Consider the following 16,625-nt stretch of genomic DNA (forward strand, 5'->3'; position numbering starts at 1 on the left):
AATTTCTAGTATATTTTATTAAAAAAGTCGTTCAATTAATTTTCAGACAAGAAAAGAACCAAACGACTTTAAGATGTTATATAATTGTTATTTTATTCTTCTTCGTCAGCGGCCACTTTTTTGGTAGCTGCTTTCTTTTCAGTCTTCTTAGTTTTAGCTTCTTTTTGCTCACCATCCTTTTCAGTTTTGTCTGATTTACGTTCAGACAAACCATCAGCGATAGCCGAAGTTACGATAGATAAAACTTTGTCAATAGATTTTGAAGCATCATCGTTTGCAGGAATAACGTAATCTACTTGGCGTGGATCAGAATTGGTGTCCACCATTGCAAAGATTGGAATGTTTAATTTCTGGGCCTCTTTGATAGCAATGCTTTCACGTTTAATATCCACTACAAATAAAGCACCTGGCAAACGGGTCATTTCTGAAATAGAACCTAAGTTTTTCTCCAACTTAGCTCTCAAACGGTCAACTTGTAAACGTTCTTTTTTAGATAATGTTAAGAAGGTGCCATCTTTTTTCATTCTATCAATAGACGCCATTTTTTTAACGGCTTTTCTGATAGTCACAAAGTTGGTCAACATTCCACCTGGCCATCTTTCAGTGATGTAAGGCATAGTTACAGCACCTGCTTTTTCAGCAACGATGTCTTTAGCTTGTTTTTTTGTAGCTACAAATAAGATTTTCTTTCCTGAAGCTGCAATTTTATGAAGAGCTTCCGAAGTCTCTTCAATTTTAGCAGCTGTTTTGTAAAGATTGATGATATGGATGCCATTACGCTCCATATAAATGTAAGGAGCCATGTTTGGATCCCATTTTCTTGTCAAGTGACCAAAGTGTACACCTGCTTCAAGTAATTCTTTTACTTCTACTTTTTCCATTTTGTAATAGTTTACGTTCTGTTGAATTAGCAATGTTAAAGTGGTTTCCACCGTGGCGGAGCGCCTTTACCATTTAGATGCTAAACTAAACCCTCACGTCGTAACGTGATAGACAACATTAACTGGGTTAAATTTTGATGTTGGGTATGAACCAACGAATTTTTAAAGGTTTCAAAACACCAATTGATTGGGCTGATCTTCATGAGATCCCCAATCAAGTTGGGGATGTTAACGCTTAGAGAATTGAAATTTCTTACGAGCTTTCTTCTGACCGAATTTCTTACGTTCAACCATTCTTGGGTCTCTTGTCAACAATCCTTCTGGTTTCAAAATGCCTCTGTTTTCTGCATCAAGCTCACACATTGCGCGAGATAATGCCAAACGGATTGCTTCTGCTTGACCAGTAATACCACCTCCATATACATTTACTGTAATATCAAAGTTGCCATCATTGTTAGTCATGACCAAAGGTTGGTTTACTTTGTACTGCAAGGTTGCAGTAGGAAAGTAGACCGCCATGTCTTTTTTATTAATTGTGATGTTCCCAGAACCTTGGGCAACATACGCACGAGCAACAGCCGTCTTTCTACGGCCAATTTTGTGAATTACTTCCATTTAATTGAATTCGTTTAAGTTAATTGTTTTTGGTTTTTGAGCAGCATGCGTGTGCTTGTCACCAACAACAACATTTAGGTTGCGGAATAAATCTGCACCTAATTTGTTTTTAGGGAGCATCCCTTTTACTGATTTTTCTACTACTCTAGCTGGATCCTTTCCAAATAGTTCTGTAGCAGTTAAAGTCCTTTGACCACCTGGATACCCTGTGTGACGAATGTACGTTTTGTCATTCCACTTGTTTCCTGTTAAGTTGATTTTTTCAGAGTTGATAACAATAACGTTATCTCCGCAATCAACGTGTGGTGTGAAGTTAGGCTTATGTTTGCCTCTTAAAAGTTTTGCAACTTTAGAAGCTAAACGACCTAGTGTTTGCCCTTCAGCGTCAACCAAAACCCACTGCTTGTCCACAGTAGCCTTGTTAGCTGAAATCGTTTTGTAGCTTAATGTATTCACACTAATTAATTTTTATATATCGCATTGTTAGCGCGACAGGTTAAACATTCCTCTCTTAAAAAGAGTTTGCAAATTTACGATAATCTATGTGATTACCAAATAGTATGATACGAAATTTGTTGATAAAATTAAGGAACCCAAGAATCTCTCGAATTTTGATTTGTCTGACCTGCTTTTTTAAGATCGTGGAGGGTTGTAGTCGCTCAAAATCAAATTTTTAGACTTTTGATATTTTTAGAGGATGTCATAAGATGCATTGGCTTCGTTTTTTGGTAAAATTTGAGGTTATTAACATTTTTGGAGGGGGTTGAACTCAATTTACGAGCGTAGTAAACGAGGTCTTATTTTAGATGGGCGTTCCCCTGCGGGTCGGGCTAATCGTTGCAAGTCCGCGCTTTCCCGATTTACATCGGGAAAGCTGTGGGCTTTTCACTGTTATCCCTAACGCAGTGTCGGCTTATTTTAAAGATTTTTTAGATTTATTTTTGGGCATTCTCTTTGGGAAAGATTTGAAAATCTGATGAACTTGAAATTTGTTTTAGGCAGGATTTTGAAGATGCAATTTTCCGCAGCAATCTGTTTTTTGTCTCGCTGAAATACTTTCCAAAGCATCATTCAGCACGCACACAAAATGGAATTCGGCTTTAACTTAACAAAGCGGTATTAAGAAATGCTAATTCATAATTACGGGTATCCTTCTCTGATGCTGGCGTCGATTTTCCTTAATTGTTGGGATTTGATGCCTCGTCTGTTTGCCTCAAGCCAGTTCATTCCTAACCTATGAATTTGTGGTGCTCAAGCATGGGCAATTCAGAAAGACTTTTGATAAAATAGGATTTTTTTCCATAAAAAAACTGCCCTATAGGCGGTCTGTAGCGTATAAAATCAATTAGCTAACGATAAAAACGCCGCCAATGGCAAGGACTTCGTCCATAGTTAATGGCTCGTCAAACGCTTCTGTAAGCCCGTCATCGCCACCAAAGGCACCAAACATGCCTGATAAATCAACACCACCTTGCATTTTATTGGATTCTGGAGTAGCACCGCCATAAATACCTGCAAAGGCTTCCGGCAAGGTGTTTTGAGATTGGGTAATCCATCCTTTTTCATCGCGCATACGTCTCACTTTTGAGGCATGTCGTGCTTCAACGGAGTGGATTTGTAAAGCGTATTGCAATAAGTCATTGTCATTAGCCAAAGCGCCTGCCTGACCTTTATAAGCTCTTACACCTGTATCTTCAAAACCTTGTGCCAAAGCCAGGAAGGTAGGATAATCACCAAACGGATTTAAGTTCAGTCCTCCTGGAGCACCCGTAAAATCAAAGACAGGTTCTTCTATAGCGGCATCTCCCAATGCGGCCAATAGGAATTCGACGTGTGCATCTTCATGTTTGGAGATGGTCGCAAATACCGTCTGGTCCGCGGACGGAATTAATCCTGCAGCGTCAAGTCCTTGTTGGTAATAACTCCGTTCGAGGTATTCAAGGGTCAAGGCAAAATTCAGGACATCGGTATTGCTGTTCGTGCCCATTGGTCCGGCCATCGCTTTGGTGGCCGCTTTCGATTTTGAACTTGTGGCAGCCAATCCAAAAGGGATTGAAGCTAAGGCCACAGTGGAACCTAGTTTTTTAAATTGATTAAAAGAGTCTCTTCGAGTACCTGCTTTGCTTAAGAGGTCTTTATTTGAGAGCGCGTCTAAAATTTTTATGAAATTCATGATTTTGTGTTTTTAAATTAAAAAATAGATTAAGCTGTCGGTAAGTTGTTTGCCGCAAATGGTGTGACCACAAATCCTGTGGCGCCCACTTCCGCTAAAACATCTGCGGGTTCCGCCGCCTTATCAAAAGCTTTGGCTGTACCGTTTAATCCTATTAAAATATCATCTCCAGCAAAATCCATTGATCCTGGATTTATCAAATCTCTGATTGCCGAGGCGTGGCGTGCTTCAACCGACACAATTTTACCGGCTAAAGTCAAATAGACCTTCCCTGCGGCATCACTGACATCAATCAATTTTCCAGCTCCATTATAGGCTTTTACACCGGTATCTTCGAGAATTTTGGAAGTGCCAAGAACAGAGTCCCTACTACTAAAGTCCACGCTTGAAAAGTTAAACTCTAGTGGAGGAACAATAGCATTAGGTGCCACCGAGGTGATGGCCGTTTTAAAAAACTCTCTATGGATGACCTCATGATTATAAACGTCTTCCAAAATTTTCTTTTCCTTAGCTGCTGCTCCAGCCCAATAAGCGCCGTCCAATACCTTAGTATAGAACGCTGCTTCCAATTGTTCTAAAGCGTAAGCATAATTTAAAATTCCTAGATTTCCTGATCCAAGATCGAAGATTTCTGGTTGTGGCTCCATGCCATCATCATCACTACTGCAGGCCATCATTAATCCAGAGCCGATAACTACCATGCCGCTTAGTTTTAAAAATTGGCGACGTTTGTTAACACCTTCATTTACCTCTTGGGTTTTTAAAAGTTCGTTTTTCATCTGTATAAAATTTAAGTTAAATAAAATTATCCTTTGGATGTGTTTGGAAGTACTTACGTAAAAAAAGTGAAGAGGGTTTTAAAAAAAGTAAATTTTATTTAAAACTGTCGTCCCGAGATAAGTAGTTGAAAATCAATAGCTCAATTTAAGCTGCGAAAATGGCTATCGTTATTCGGTATACTTTTATTGTTGGCTCATATCCACTTGGTAGTTTAGAGCTAATCCATACGGATGACCTTAAAAGTTAAAATAAAAAACACGATGATTGTAGCCTTTTTTTATGCAATTATTAATAGTTGGGGATCGTGAGTGTAACCAAAGGCAACTTTCAGATCGCCACTTTTTGTTTGTGACGCACAAAATGGATTTTCTTTGCAATGATTAACGCGAATTTGCTTTTTTTTTTGAAAATTTGGAGGAGACCCATAGTAGAACTATCTTTTGATGAACCCCTTGGAAGCCAACGATTTTTTAAGAAGGTTAAAATAATGTTATAACATATGCTCTCTTCAGAATTTCACATCAAGAACTATCAAATAGAAAGCTTAGCAGCATCTTTCCATAAATAATGAGGCATTGGCTCTTGAAGCGCCCAATTTATATTCATGGGTTTTGCGCCATTATAATCTTTGAGATTTCCTTCTAAAATTTAGTTATCATATTAGTGATTAGGAGATTTCTCTTCAGTACCTAATGATTTATAAATGATCAGGTTACATTAGATGTGATTGAGATGAATTTCAGGAAGCGTGGCATGGGGTAATCTCCACATAAAAGTTGTTTTTTTATCTGACTTATTAACATGGTAATCTTGTCAAAAAGTGATGTTGTCAGACTAATACTTATAGGATTTACCACCATTCGAATTAATCAGAAACCGTTCTGCGCACTTTTTTTTAAAATTAAAATATAGACTTGATAAACCTTGAATAGCTACAATTAACTTCTTCACACAAAACACTTCCTAAAAAAAGTCTTCAAGCCCCTCCTTTGTAATTTATCAAGCCAAAAGTTCGATTAGGTAGTGCTCCCCCGCTCTAGGGTCTTAATCTTTCGGGTGCCCCAATAGAGTATGATTACAGAAACACTAGCGCATAAAAACATAATTCCTGTCATGGGCAACGGTGTTTCGTTACTAAGCGTAGAGACCAACGCCGTAATAATAGCACCTATTCCTAACTGTAGCGCGCCCATAAGCGCCGAAGCCGTGCCTGCACTCTTTTCAAAGGGCGCCAGCGACAGGGCTGAAGTGTTTGGGAAGGCAAAACCTTGGGTACTCAAAAAGAGAAACACCAAAACGATCATGGAATACATTTCAACAAGCTGAAATACAGTGCCTAAAAATAACAGTGCCCCCGCCACGACTTGGCATAACAGGGTGACTTTTACAATTTGTTGACTTGTGTATTTTTTTAGCATATACGTATTGACCTGGCTGGCGGTTACCAAACCCATGGCAATAATCCCAAAAATCCATCCGTATTGTTTTTCGGAAACTCCGTAAAGTTCCATAAATACGTGAGGCGAACCCGCGATATAGGCATATAGACCACTGGCGGCAAAAGATCCCGTAAGCGTGTAGGTGTAAAATTGAGGGGTTTTAAATACGTTCCAAAACTTGGTAATGATCGGTTTTGGTTTTAAAGACATCGTTGTATCTGGCGGTGCTCCTAAAGGAAGCCAGAAATAAACGAGAAGAATATTAAGTGCCACGAGCACCGCCAAAATTATAAAAATGGAAGGCCAGCCCCAACGGGCTGTAGCGAAACCACCCAAAGTAGGGGCAATAATTGGCGAAACAGCAATCACCAACATTAGCAGACTGAATATTTTTGCGGTTTCAGATACCGGAAAGAGGTCGCGGACCAAAGCTCGGGCAGCCACCATCCCGGCGCATCCCCCCAAGGCTTGTATAAATCGGGCGAGAATCAGCGAGTCTACTGTAGTCACATAAACAATATAAACTGATGCAAGAAAATAGATAAACAACCCAACCAAGAGCGGGGTTCGTCTCCCAAACCTATCCAGCAAGGGTCCATAGATCATCTGTCCAAGGCTTACCCCAACAAAATAACTGGATAAAGAAAGTGCCACGCGTCCCGTAGTGGAGTTTAGATCGCGCGCTATTTCGGGGAATCCTGGTAAGTAGAGGTCAATCGAAAATGGTCCAAGGGCAGAGAGCAGTCCTAAAATGAGAATGATCAGATTTCGTTTTTTCTTTTGCATTTTGGTAATAACAGTTTGCAAAATTACGAAAGACGGAGTTGTTATAGGCCTGTATTAATAGATGATTTAGCTTAATCCATATGTTCTACGGAAACGCAGTTCAGAACATAGATGATACCTAATTTTGAAACGGGTACTACACAGTATCTAAAAGAGAATAACAAAGGTCAGAATGCGAGCGCTTTCAGTGCAACTTAGTGATGCGGTATTACGATTCTAATTTGTAAAAGTAAAATTCAACTCATAATTCCTAACGCAGAAGTTAGTTTTGCAATGTTTTTAGGAGTTTTTGTGCGTTTCCCTTTGGGTCGGGCTTTTCGTTGCAATCTTTTTTCTCGTGCCTCAAAAAAAGGATTTTCACTATAATCCCTAACGCGGATTTTGCATCATTACAAACAAGTGAACTGGTTTTTATAGTATCTTTCTATAAAATTTTACGCCTTATGAATACATTTAAAGCCATTCATAAAGAATATTTGAGACCGTCAAGAACCATTGAGACAGTTCTCGTATCGAATCAAAAATTAAGTCAAGTGTTCTTTGTTTATAATTATGAAGGGAACTATTTTAGAGTTTTTAAGAACCATTTGGATTTGATCCTGTTCTTTCAGGATAAGGTGGAAAGTGATTTTGAGTTTGGGACGGAAGAGGCATTGGATTATTATTTAGAAAATTTAAATATAACGAACTGAATTGATGATTGAAACTCTTCATTTTAGTTGTTAAATAATCTTTGGTCTGGTTTTAAGTTTTGTTTTTTTATAAGTCCATTATCCAACTGAAAGTTTGGCCGCGTCTTTCCATAAATAATGCGGCATTGGTTCTTGAAGTTCCCAATTTATGCTCATGGGTTTTGCGCCTTTATAATCTTTTAGCTCTCCTTCCCCAATAAATATATAGCCCATACTATTGCCAAATTCATCCTTTGCTTTTTCTCTTACAAAAAGAAGAATTCGTTTTTCTGTCGATTTATGATTTATATAAGATAATCCCTTGCCTTTATCTGGTCTTGCAGAGTTTTGAGTCTGCCAATGAAATAATAATTCGTTTACGGCGTAATCATCATACATAGTTGTTGGCGAAAAATTTTCTTCAGATTTGATAAGGTTGATGAATAGGATTTCTGTGTTCAATTCCTTGTTTTCAGCTGTGCCCTCTCTGTTGGAAGACTTGTTTTCGAAAGTGCTGAATTTAAAAGCAGCTAGAATTTGATCCCTTGTATAACGACTATGGAGTTTTAATGGTTGCTGGTAAGGAAGGTCTATTTTTATTTCTTTGAAGTCTATTTTTTCAATTAACAATTCTAATACTTCTTTTATTTCTTCCACTAAAACTTTATTGGCTCCAATCTTTTTTATGCTTGATTCTAATGAATTGAAACCACCTTCACTTTGCCAAACATCGTAATGTATCATTAAAAGCATTGTTTTTTCAATTTCATTAAATTCAGAAATATCTATATTGAAGTCTTGTTGAACAAGTTTTAAAATGAAGGTGAAATAACTTAATGAATTTGTAGAAAGCCATTTTTTAGAAATAGTTGAAACAATTTCTTTTTCATTTTCAGAATCGAAATCATCCAATTTACCAGCAATATGACATAGACGTTTCCAACTACCTCTTTTATAAATCGCTTGTAAAGGAATATTGTAAAACTTACTAAAATTTCCTATCGTTAACGGTAAATGTGTGTCGTGTTGAAATTGCTGAATTCTTTGAATAATCTTTCGCCTATTCAATATGGTAGCTGATGTTATATTTTTTAGAATGGTATCCTTTGCTTTTCTCTCTAGTATTATGGAGCATCCTAAGGGTAAATGTGGGAAATTGTCCTCAACTTCTTTGGCAACTGTAGTATTTGTTTTACCGATTAAGGCTCTGAACTTACTTTCAAAATTATATTCAGAATGGGAGTTCCCAACAAAATCTAAAACAGTTAATGAGTCTTTTTCTTCAAATAATCTAAGTCCTCTTCCAAGTTGTTGTAAAAATATGGTTAAACTCTCTGTTGGTCTTAAAAAAAGCAATGTGTCAATTTGCGGAATATCGATGCCTTCATTAAATATATCAACAACAAATAGATAGTTGATTTCCTTTTTTTCTAGTCTTTGACGAATAGCAACTCGGTCATTACTATTATTGCTTGTTAAATAATCTGCTTTTAATCCCCTTAAAGTGAATTTTTCCGCCATGTATTTGGCATGGTCCATAGAAACGCAATATCCTAAAGCTCTAACATCATTGATGTCCTTAGTGTATTTGTCTAGAGCATCAATTATCTCCCTTACTCGTCTATCACTTTCTGTATAGATGTTGGTTAATTCGCTTGGTAAATATCTTCCTCTTACCCAACTAACATAAGATAAGTCTATGCTATCTGTAATTCCGAAATATTGAAAAGGACAAAGCAATTTTCTATTCATTGCTTCGGGTAATCTAATTTCAGCCGCAATTCTGTTATCAAAATCTTCTAAAATATCTCCGCCATCCATTCTTTCGGGTGTAGCTGTAAGGCCTAGAAGGACTTTAGGTTTAAAATAATTGATTATGGACCTGTAGCTGTTTGCAGTTTGATGGTGACATTCATCTATAATTATATAATCATAATAATCAGGTGATAGATTGGTGTTTTCAAGTTGATTATTTAAAGACTGAACGGAAGCAAAAACGTATTCATAATTATCAGGAATCATTCCATCTACCCATAATTCACCAATATTATTATTTCTTAAAACACCTTGGAAAGTGGATAGTGATTTTTGTAGAATCTCTTTTCTATGCGCTAAAAAAAGTAGTTTTGAAGATGTGTTTTCTTGCTTGAAACGTTTGTAGTCAAAGGCAGAAATAACTGTTTTTCCTGTTCCTGTCGCTGCGACAACCAAGTTTCTGTGTCTGTTGTGAACGGTTCTCTCTACATCTAACTTTTCTAATACTTCGTTCTGATATGGAAAGGGCTTAATGTCAAAAAACGCTGATGAATTGTCATATGGTTTACTGAACTTGCTTTGTTTTAAAGCATCAATCAATTTCACTTGGTGAATGGAATCGTCAAATAATTCGAAGTCGTCACTTTCCCAATACGCGTCAAATGTTTTTTGAAACTTACTTATAATATGACTGACTTCTTTGGTAGTCACTTTTAAATTCCATTCCAAACCATCCGTTAAAGCAGACCTAGAAAAGTTTGATGAACCGATATAAGCCGTATGAAACCCGGAATCCCTATAAAAAAGATATGCTTTGGCATGTAATCTTTCATTTCCTGTATTATAAGATATTTTAACTTCTGTGTTTTTTAGGCTAGCTAATAATTTTATTGCTTTATAGTCAGAAGCTCCCATATAAGTCGTAGTAATGACTTTCAATTTTCCACCACGTTCTGTGAATTCTCGCAACTCCTTTTCAAGGATTATTATTCCTTTGAATTTTATAAATGAAACTAGAAAATTTATTTCGTTAGATGATAGAATTTCCTTTTTGAGTTCACTTTCTAAAGATAAACCTGCATTTCCGCCTGTAAATAATTCACTTTGAGTTAGTCTTGTATAGGGTGTGATTTCTTTTAAATGTAGCTCGAGATTAGAAAAATAGGCATCGGTTTTGGAAAACACCGCCTTTAGAATTTCTCCTTCAATATTGACTATATCATCTAGAAATTCTTGTCTGTTTAGCTCGTCTTTTAGAAATCGAATAATTTTATTAGCAATTTCAATTTGAATCTCAACCTTGTTTTCCCCTTTAACAAGTTGAAAAGCATGGTTCAGAGTTCTTGATAAATGGTTGGAAAGAATTTGAGAAGCTTCTTCTTTGTCAATTACGCTTTTCTTTAAAAAGAATTTGTCTTTATCAATCTCGTTTAATTTATTAGACACCAGTTGTGTGACTAGTTCTTCATAGATACCTTGATTCATAATTCTATAAATTCTTTTACTATTGGAATATCAGCTTCAGCCCAGTCTAATTTATGCAATTCTTTTTTGCTTAAAAAAACATGATTGGCATGTTCCTTTAATTTTAATTCTCCGGAAACATACTGAGCAACAAAAGGAATCAACTCAATTTTAAAATCAGGATAGGCATGAGTTACCGGAGTAAGGCGTTCTTTGACCTCAATGTGAATGTTTAACTCTTCTAGAACTTCACGTTTTATACAAGCCACTTCACTTTCGCCTGGTTCAATCTTGCCACCAGCAAATTCCCATTTCAAAGGAAGTTTCATCTGTGCGCTTCGCTGAACGGCAAGGATTTTATCGCCAAATTGAATGAGCGCACAAGTCACCTGAATAGTTTTCAATACACTGTTATATTTAAAAATTACGCCATGTCTAATCTTAAAGAATTAAGTCTCTATGCTTTTCCGATAGCTATCGGGACTAAAAGCGCAGCGGTCTTCATACTTTAATGCGCCTCCAGCCAATCTTTCCCAACCCCCAAGTCCACATCCAAAGGCACCGTGAGCGTATAGGCGCTTTCCATCTCAGTTTTCACCATTTTTTTGATGGCCTCCAATTCGGGATTATAGACATCAAAAACCAACTCATCATGCACTTGAAGCAGCATTTTAGTTTTAAATTTTCCCTCTTCAAGTTTTTTGTGAATGTTGATCATCGCCAATTTAATAATATCCGCAGCACTGCCTTGGATGGGTGCATTGACGGCATTTCGTTCTGCAGCACCTCTGACCACGGCATTCCGTGAGTTGATGTCCTTTAAATAACGGCGCCGTCCCAAAACGGTCTGCACATAGCCGTTATCGCGTGCAAAATCAATTTGTTCGCTGATATAACGGCGCAGTTTTGGGTAAGTGGCGTAATAGGTGTCAATGAGGTCTTTAGCTTCGCTTCGTGAAAGATCGGTTTGGTTGCTCAACCCGAAGGCAGATACACCATAAATGATTCCGAAATTCACCGTTTTGGCATTGCTACGTTGCTCACGTGTGACTTCTTCCAAAGGCACGCTAAATACTTTTGATGCGGTAGAGGCGTGAATGTCTTCTCCATTCTTGAAAGCATGGATCATGTTTTCTTCTTCACTCAATGCGGCGATAATCCGCAATTCAATTTGGGAATAATCCGCCGCCAATAGGGTGTAATCTGCATCTCTAGGCACAAAGGCTTTTCGCACTTGTCGGCCACGTTCCGTACGGATAGGAATGTTCTGCAAATTCGGATTGTTACTGCTCAAACGTCCGGTAGCGGCCACGGTTTGCATATAATCCGTATGCACTCTGCCTGTTGACGGCTCCACCTGAGTTGGCAAAGCATCAACATAGGTGCTTTTCAGTTTTGCCAGTCCGCGATACTCCAGAATATGCTGAATAATAGTATGGTCTTTGGCCAAATAGGATAAGATTTCCTCACCAGTGGCGTATTGTCCTGTTTTGGTTTTCTTAGGCTTATCCACCAATTTAAGCTTGTCAAACAAAATGTCGCCCAACTGTTTTGGAGAGGCAATATTGAATTCTTCGCCAGCTTCCTTAAAAATGTTGGCTTCTAAGGTTTTGATGTCATTATCTAATTTCTCAGCTAAGGAATTTAGGAAGTGTTCATCCAGATTGATGCCCTCCAGTTCCATATCGGCAAGCACCCGCAACAGCGGGATTTCAATCTCGTCGAATAATTTTTGAGTATTGGCTTCGCCCAATTCCTTTTCGAAATGCTCTTTTAATTGTAGGGTGATATCCGCATCTTCAACAGCATACTCCGTTTGTTCCTTTAACGGAATGTCCCTCATGGAACGTTGATTCTTGCCTTTTTTGCCAATCAGTTCAGTAATTGAAATGGGTGTGTAATTAAGATAGGTCTCCGCCAGCACATCCATATTATGGCGCATATCAGGATTGATTAGATAGTGTGCTAGCATCGTATCAAACAATTTGCCTTTTACGGTGATATTGTATTTGGCCAGGACTTTGATATCGTATTTTAAATTCTGGCCAATTTTTTCGATGGCTTCATTTTCGAAAAACGGACGTAAGATTTCAATTAATTCTTGAGCGTCATTTTGATCCTCGGGGAATGGCAAATAAAATCCCTTGCCTATTTCCCAAGAAAAAGCAATGCCCACCAATTCGGCCGTCAACGGATTGAGACTAGTAGTTTCAGTATCAAAGCACACCGAAGATTGATTCATTAGATTTTTTACAAACAGTTGGGTGCCCATTCCTGGAGCTACACTTTGGTAAAAATGAGAACTGGTTTGAGAGGTATGTCGTGTATGTTCAGCAAACGGTTCGTTTGGTTGAGTGGCCGAGGCGGTAGCGCCAAACAGTGAAAACTGACCTTCGCCAGCCGCTCCTTTTGATGTTGTGGAGGTGTCTTGAACCTTACTTTTAAATGGCGTTCCACCAATTCCTTGTCCAGGTTGCAGGGCCTCAGCTTCCGCTGAAAAGGTTTTTAGAAAATTATCGGTTAGGCGTCTAAATTCCAATTCCTCAAAGATCTCAGTGACCTTAGGAATATCGGGCTCGGACATTTCAAAATCTTTTTCGCAAAATTCAACCGGAACGTCAAGCATAATGGTGGCCAACTGTTTAGAAAGCAAACCGAGTTCTTTATTGGCTTCAAGGTTTTCTTTCATTTTACCTTTCAGCTGATCTGTATTGGCCAAAAGATTCTCCATGCTTCCAAATTGCTTTATGAATTTTTTGGCCGTTTTTTCACCAACGCCCGGCAAACCAGGAATATTATCAGAAGCATCACCCATCATTCCCAAAAAGTCAATCACTTGCAAAGGATCAGTGACCTCAAATTTCTTCTGCACCTCCGGAATGCCCCACGTTTCATAGCCGCCTCCAAATATAGGTCGGTACATAAAGATGTTTTCAGAAACCAATTGCGCGAAATCCTTATCTGGCGTTACCATATAGGTTTTATAGCCTTCCTTTTCTGCTTTCTTTGCTAAGGTGCCAATCACGTCATCAGCTTCAAAGCCTTCTTTGACCATGATGGGAATGTGCATGGCTTCTAAAATATCACAAATATAGGGAATGGCTGTTCTTATGCCTTCTGGAGTTTCATCTCGGTTGGCTTTATATGCTTCAAACATTTCCACCCGATCCACACTGCCGCCTTTGTCAAAGCATACCGCCAAATGGTCAGGCCGCTCCCTTTTGATCACATCTAAAAGTGAATTCATAAATCCCATGATAGCGGAGGTGTCTTCGCCTTTGGAATTGATTCTTGGGTTCTTGATAAAAGCATAATAACCTCTAAAAATTAGAGCGTAGGCATCGACTAAAAAAAGGCGTTTTTGTTCGGACATTGAGTTGTTTTTTGAAGTTTATAAAATTACAAAAGATATTTCGATTTGGGGGTTTTGATGGGCCTAATGTGCATTGCGATGCGTATTGGGCAGAGTCGCGCGAAATGGCGCAGATGAGCACAGAGAAATTATACGCAATTTATTTTTGAGGGATCCAATTGGACTTTTGACATGCCGTGGTTTTGGGGAATGTTTCGATCAGTTTGGCGTTATACTTGGAAGATTTTTAAAAAATCCAGCAAGCCCTGCACCACAGTATATTTTACAGTTTTGGAAACCGTTCGGCGTGCACTTTTACGGGTAGGATTGGACTATATGAGCCGTGATATCGGAATTGTTAGCAAGGGTCGCTTTAGGATCCAAAATATACTTCCGGAAGGGTTTATCGCCTATTGCCAGAAATTCAGCATTGATGAGATCAACGTGGCTTTTAGAAACTTTTACTCTAACTCCCTTCAAACGTGAGGACGACTTAATTTATTCAGATTCTGATTTAGAGATTTTGTCTTATAGGATTATGCCCACAATCGGGCAGTAGCCCCTACTTTGGCCATCAAGAATGCCAAATACTATGCCCTGATTATTATCTATAGTGTGATTATTCCTGATGCTTCAGAATTGGTCCAACAATCGAAAGAAAATCTAATTGACTTTATGAGTTGTCAACCAAAGATATTAGTTTTAAATAAAAAAATTCGAGGTGCGTCAATTCAAAAACACCTCGAATGATACGGAATATGAATAGGTTCTAAATTTTAATATTAGCAGGATTTAACCTCTTTTACCTTAATTTGAAGACTTTTTCTGTATGCTTTGATACTGATAAGTTCAATACTTTTTTTATAGCTTAGATCATTTACCTCATTTTTTGAAAACGTACCCAAAGCAATTTGGTTTTCAGTTTTTTGTTCAGTCGTGATGGTTTTAATTGTAATCACATCATGTTGTTTTACAGCATCGCTTGAAGCATTTTGACCAAAGGATAATACTGGTAATGTGATTAGAGCGCTAAGGATTAAAACTTTTTTCATGCTGAAATGTGATTTTGAGGTTTATATATATTACATTGAATACCTTACAAAGAAACAACAGGTTTAAAGTGATTTAAAATATATTAGATATAAAACATCGATAAACGGTTGAGGTGAAATATTACTCAAAAAAAATCGATGAACTACATAAATATGACGCGCAGACCAATAAATGCGCTGATGCTAAAACGTGAAATAGATGGATAACAAGTTCAATATGCTGTTTAATCGACAAAAGGCAAATCAGTTCAAGGTGGGAATTTCCACCTATAAAGAGCGTATAAAAAAACTCGAACTCCTGAGGAAGGCTTTGGAGTCTACTTATAAACAAAAGATAAGGGAGGCGATGTATGCCGACTTTAAAAAACCCTTTTTGGAGACCGATCTCACGGAAATTTATCCTGTTTTGACCGAAATAAAATTTGCCAAAAGCAATCTGAAGTATTGGGTAAAAGACCAAAAAGTAGATACGCCGTTGGCCTTACTTGGCGCATCATCGTATATCAAATACGAGCCTAAAGGCGTTTGTTTGATTATCTCCCCGTGGAATTTCCCGATCAACCTCACTTTCGGTCCTTTGGTTTCTGCCATTGCGGCGGGTAACACTGTGGTCATAAAGCCTTCTGAAATGACTCCTAATGCTTCTGGGGTAATGGCAGATATTGTAAAAGAATTGTTTAATGAGGATGAAGTTGCGCTTGTGGAAGGTGAAGTTGAGGTGTCAGAAGCTTTATTGAAGCTCCCATTTAACCATATCTTTTTTACGGGTTCACCACAAGTTGGTAAAATAGTGATGAAAGCGGCTTCAGAGCACTTGACTTCTGTAACCTTGGAATTGGGAGGGAAGTCGCCGACAATTATCGATGATTCCGCCAATCTGGAAACGGCGGTCAAAAGAATCATATACGGCAAATTCACCAATGCGGGACAAACCTGTATTGCGCCCGACTATGTGCTTTTAAAATCCGAATTGAAAGATGAGTTTACCAAGCTTTTTAAATCTAAAATTGCCGAATTTTATTCAGAAGATGCAGAGCAATCGGATTCCTATTCCAGAATTGTCAACCCAAAGCATTTTGAGCGGTTGGTATCTTATATTGAAGAGGCCAAACAGAATAAGAGTGATATAGCTTTTGGAGGAACTTATAATGCAAGCGATAATTATATTGAACCCACCTTGGTTTTTGATATGCCAAAGGATTCCAAATTGATGACCGATGAGATATTTGGACCTATCCTTCCAGTAAAAACGTATTCAAGCATTCAAGAAACCGTGGACTATATCAATTCAAATGAAAAACCTTTGGCTTTATATATCTATAGTAAATCTAAAAAGAACATCGCTTATATCATGGATAATACGAGGGCAGGAAGTGGTTGCGTGAACCATAATCTACTTCAGTTTTTAAATCATAACCTTCCTTTTGGAGGCAGCAATAACAGTGGGATTGGGAAAGCACACGGATTTTATGGATTTGAAGCGTTTTCCAACCGACGTGCCATGATGAAACAGCATACGATTGGCGCAACAGATTTATTGATGCCACCTTATACCAATTTTAAGCAGAAATTGATTGATTTGACCTTGAAGTGGTTTTGAAGGTCAGTCTTTGGTCTTCAGTCTTCGGTCGCAGTTTTAGAGTAATCCACTTTATTT

The 16,625-nt window shown here is 38.0% G+C and carries 12 protein-coding genes; 2 read left to right on the plus strand and 10 right to left on the minus strand.

Annotated elements, in window-relative coordinates; genetic code table 11:
• Positions 1 to 92 precede the first annotated feature (92 nt).
• From rpsB to G525_RS0107730, 6 genes are all read right to left on the minus strand, one after another.
• The gene (gene rpsB / locus G525_RS0107695; RefSeq protein ID WP_027125646.1) at positions 93 to 881 is read right to left on the minus strand and encodes a 30S ribosomal protein S2; all 789 of its coding nucleotides are present in this window, start codon (positions 879 to 881) and stop codon (positions 93 to 95) included.
• 228 nt (positions 882 to 1,109) lie between these two features.
• Positions 1,110 to 1,496: a 30S ribosomal protein S9 gene (gene rpsI / locus G525_RS0107705; RefSeq protein ID WP_027125647.1), complete on the minus strand. Its 387-nt coding sequence runs from the start codon at positions 1,494 to 1,496 to the stop codon at positions 1,110 to 1,112.
• Positions 1,497 to 1,952, minus strand: coding sequence for a 50S ribosomal protein L13 (gene rplM, locus G525_RS0107710; RefSeq protein WP_027125648.1), 456 nt, complete (start codon positions 1,950 to 1,952; stop codon positions 1,497 to 1,499).
• Between the two features lie 889 nt (positions 1,953 to 2,841).
• Positions 2,842 to 3,669 carry a ferritin-like domain-containing protein gene (locus tag G525_RS0107720; RefSeq protein WP_027125649.1) on the minus strand — a complete coding sequence of 276 codons (828 nt, stop codon included), beginning with the start codon at positions 3,667 to 3,669 and terminating at the stop codon, positions 2,842 to 2,844.
• Positions 3,670 to 3,698: 29 nt separating this feature from the next.
• Positions 3,699 to 4,448 carry a ferritin-like domain-containing protein gene (locus G525_RS0107725; protein ID WP_027125650.1) on the minus strand — a complete coding sequence of 250 codons (750 nt, stop codon included), beginning with the start codon at positions 4,446 to 4,448 and terminating at the stop codon, positions 3,699 to 3,701.
• A gap of 1,017 nt (positions 4,449 to 5,465) precedes the next feature.
• The gene (locus G525_RS0107730; protein ID WP_027125651.1) at positions 5,466 to 6,674 is read right to left on the minus strand and encodes a Bcr/CflA family multidrug efflux MFS transporter; all 1,209 of its coding nucleotides are present in this window, start codon (positions 6,672 to 6,674) and stop codon (positions 5,466 to 5,468) included.
• Positions 6,675 to 7,117: 443 nt separating this feature from the next.
• On the opposite strand from G525_RS0107730, the gene G525_RS0107735 reads away from it, so the two are divergent.
• Positions 7,118 to 7,366 (plus strand): hypothetical protein, encoded by a 249-nt coding sequence (locus G525_RS0107735; protein ID WP_027125652.1) that lies wholly within the window; start codon positions 7,118 to 7,120, stop codon positions 7,364 to 7,366.
• A 78-nt stretch (positions 7,367 to 7,444) separates the two neighbouring features.
• Here the strand turns inward: G525_RS0107735 and G525_RS0107740 are convergent, their stop codons facing one another.
• The 4 genes from G525_RS0107740 to G525_RS0107765 all read right to left on the minus strand — a co-directional run bounded on the left by G525_RS0107740 (position 7,445) and on the right by G525_RS0107765 (position 14,968).
• Positions 7,445 to 10,585 (minus strand): DEAD/DEAH box helicase, encoded by a 3,141-nt coding sequence (locus G525_RS0107740; protein WP_027125653.1) that lies wholly within the window; start codon positions 10,583 to 10,585, stop codon positions 7,445 to 7,447.
• Positions 10,582 to 10,968: a (deoxy)nucleoside triphosphate pyrophosphohydrolase gene (locus tag G525_RS0107745; protein WP_211222921.1), complete on the minus strand. Its 387-nt coding sequence runs from the start codon at positions 10,966 to 10,968 to the stop codon at positions 10,582 to 10,584. Before G525_RS0107745 ends, G525_RS0107740 begins: the two co-directional genes overlap by 4 nt.
• A gap of 104 nt (positions 10,969 to 11,072) precedes the next feature.
• Entirely contained in the window at positions 11,073 to 13,937 is a 2,865-nt protein-coding gene (gene polA / locus G525_RS0107750; protein ID WP_027125655.1) for a DNA polymerase I, read from the minus strand.
• Between the two features lie 761 nt (positions 13,938 to 14,698).
• Positions 14,699 to 14,968: a hypothetical protein gene (locus tag G525_RS0107765; RefSeq protein ID WP_027125658.1), complete on the minus strand. Its 270-nt coding sequence runs from the start codon at positions 14,966 to 14,968 to the stop codon at positions 14,699 to 14,701.
• Between the two features lie 199 nt (positions 14,969 to 15,167).
• Between G525_RS0107765 and G525_RS0107770 the strand changes: the two genes are divergently transcribed.
• Complete coding sequence (locus tag G525_RS0107770; RefSeq protein WP_027125659.1) at positions 15,168 to 16,568, plus strand: aldehyde dehydrogenase family protein; 1,401 nt, start codon at positions 15,168 to 15,170, stop codon at positions 16,566 to 16,568.
• Positions 16,569 to 16,625: the final 57 nt, after the last annotated feature.

This window comes from Gelidibacter mesophilus DSM 14095, assembly GCF_000423005.1.
Lineage (GTDB): Bacteria > Bacteroidota > Bacteroidia > Flavobacteriales > Flavobacteriaceae > Gelidibacter > Gelidibacter mesophilus.

Coding starts and splice junctions, on each gene's coding strand:
- G525_RS0107735 (WP_027125652.1), top strand. CDS start 7,118: ATGAATACATTTAAAGCCATTCATAAAGAATATTTGAGACCGTCAAGA.
- rpsB (WP_027125646.1), bottom strand. CDS start 881: ATGGAAAAAGTAGAAGTAAAAGAATTACTTGAAGCAGGTGTACACTTT.
- G525_RS0107765 (WP_027125658.1), bottom strand. CDS start 14,968: ATGAAAAAAGTTTTAATCCTTAGCGCTCTAATCACATTACCAGTATTA.
- polA (WP_027125655.1), bottom strand. CDS start 13,937: ATGTCCGAACAAAAACGCCTTTTTTTAGTCGATGCCTACGCTCTAATT.
- rpsI (WP_027125647.1), bottom strand. CDS start 1,496: ATGGAAGTAATTCACAAAATTGGCCGTAGAAAGACGGCTGTTGCTCGT.
- G525_RS0107730 (WP_027125651.1), bottom strand. CDS start 6,674: ATGCAAAAGAAAAAACGAAATCTGATCATTCTCATTTTAGGACTGCTC.
- G525_RS0107770 (WP_027125659.1), top strand. CDS start 15,168: ATGGATAACAAGTTCAATATGCTGTTTAATCGACAAAAGGCAAATCAG.
- G525_RS0107725 (WP_027125650.1), bottom strand. CDS start 4,448: ATGAAAAACGAACTTTTAAAAACCCAAGAGGTAAATGAAGGTGTTAAC.
- G525_RS0107740 (WP_027125653.1), bottom strand. CDS start 10,585: ATGAATCAAGGTATCTATGAAGAACTAGTCACACAACTGGTGTCTAAT.
- G525_RS0107720 (WP_027125649.1), bottom strand. CDS start 3,669: ATGAATTTCATAAAAATTTTAGACGCGCTCTCAAATAAAGACCTCTTA.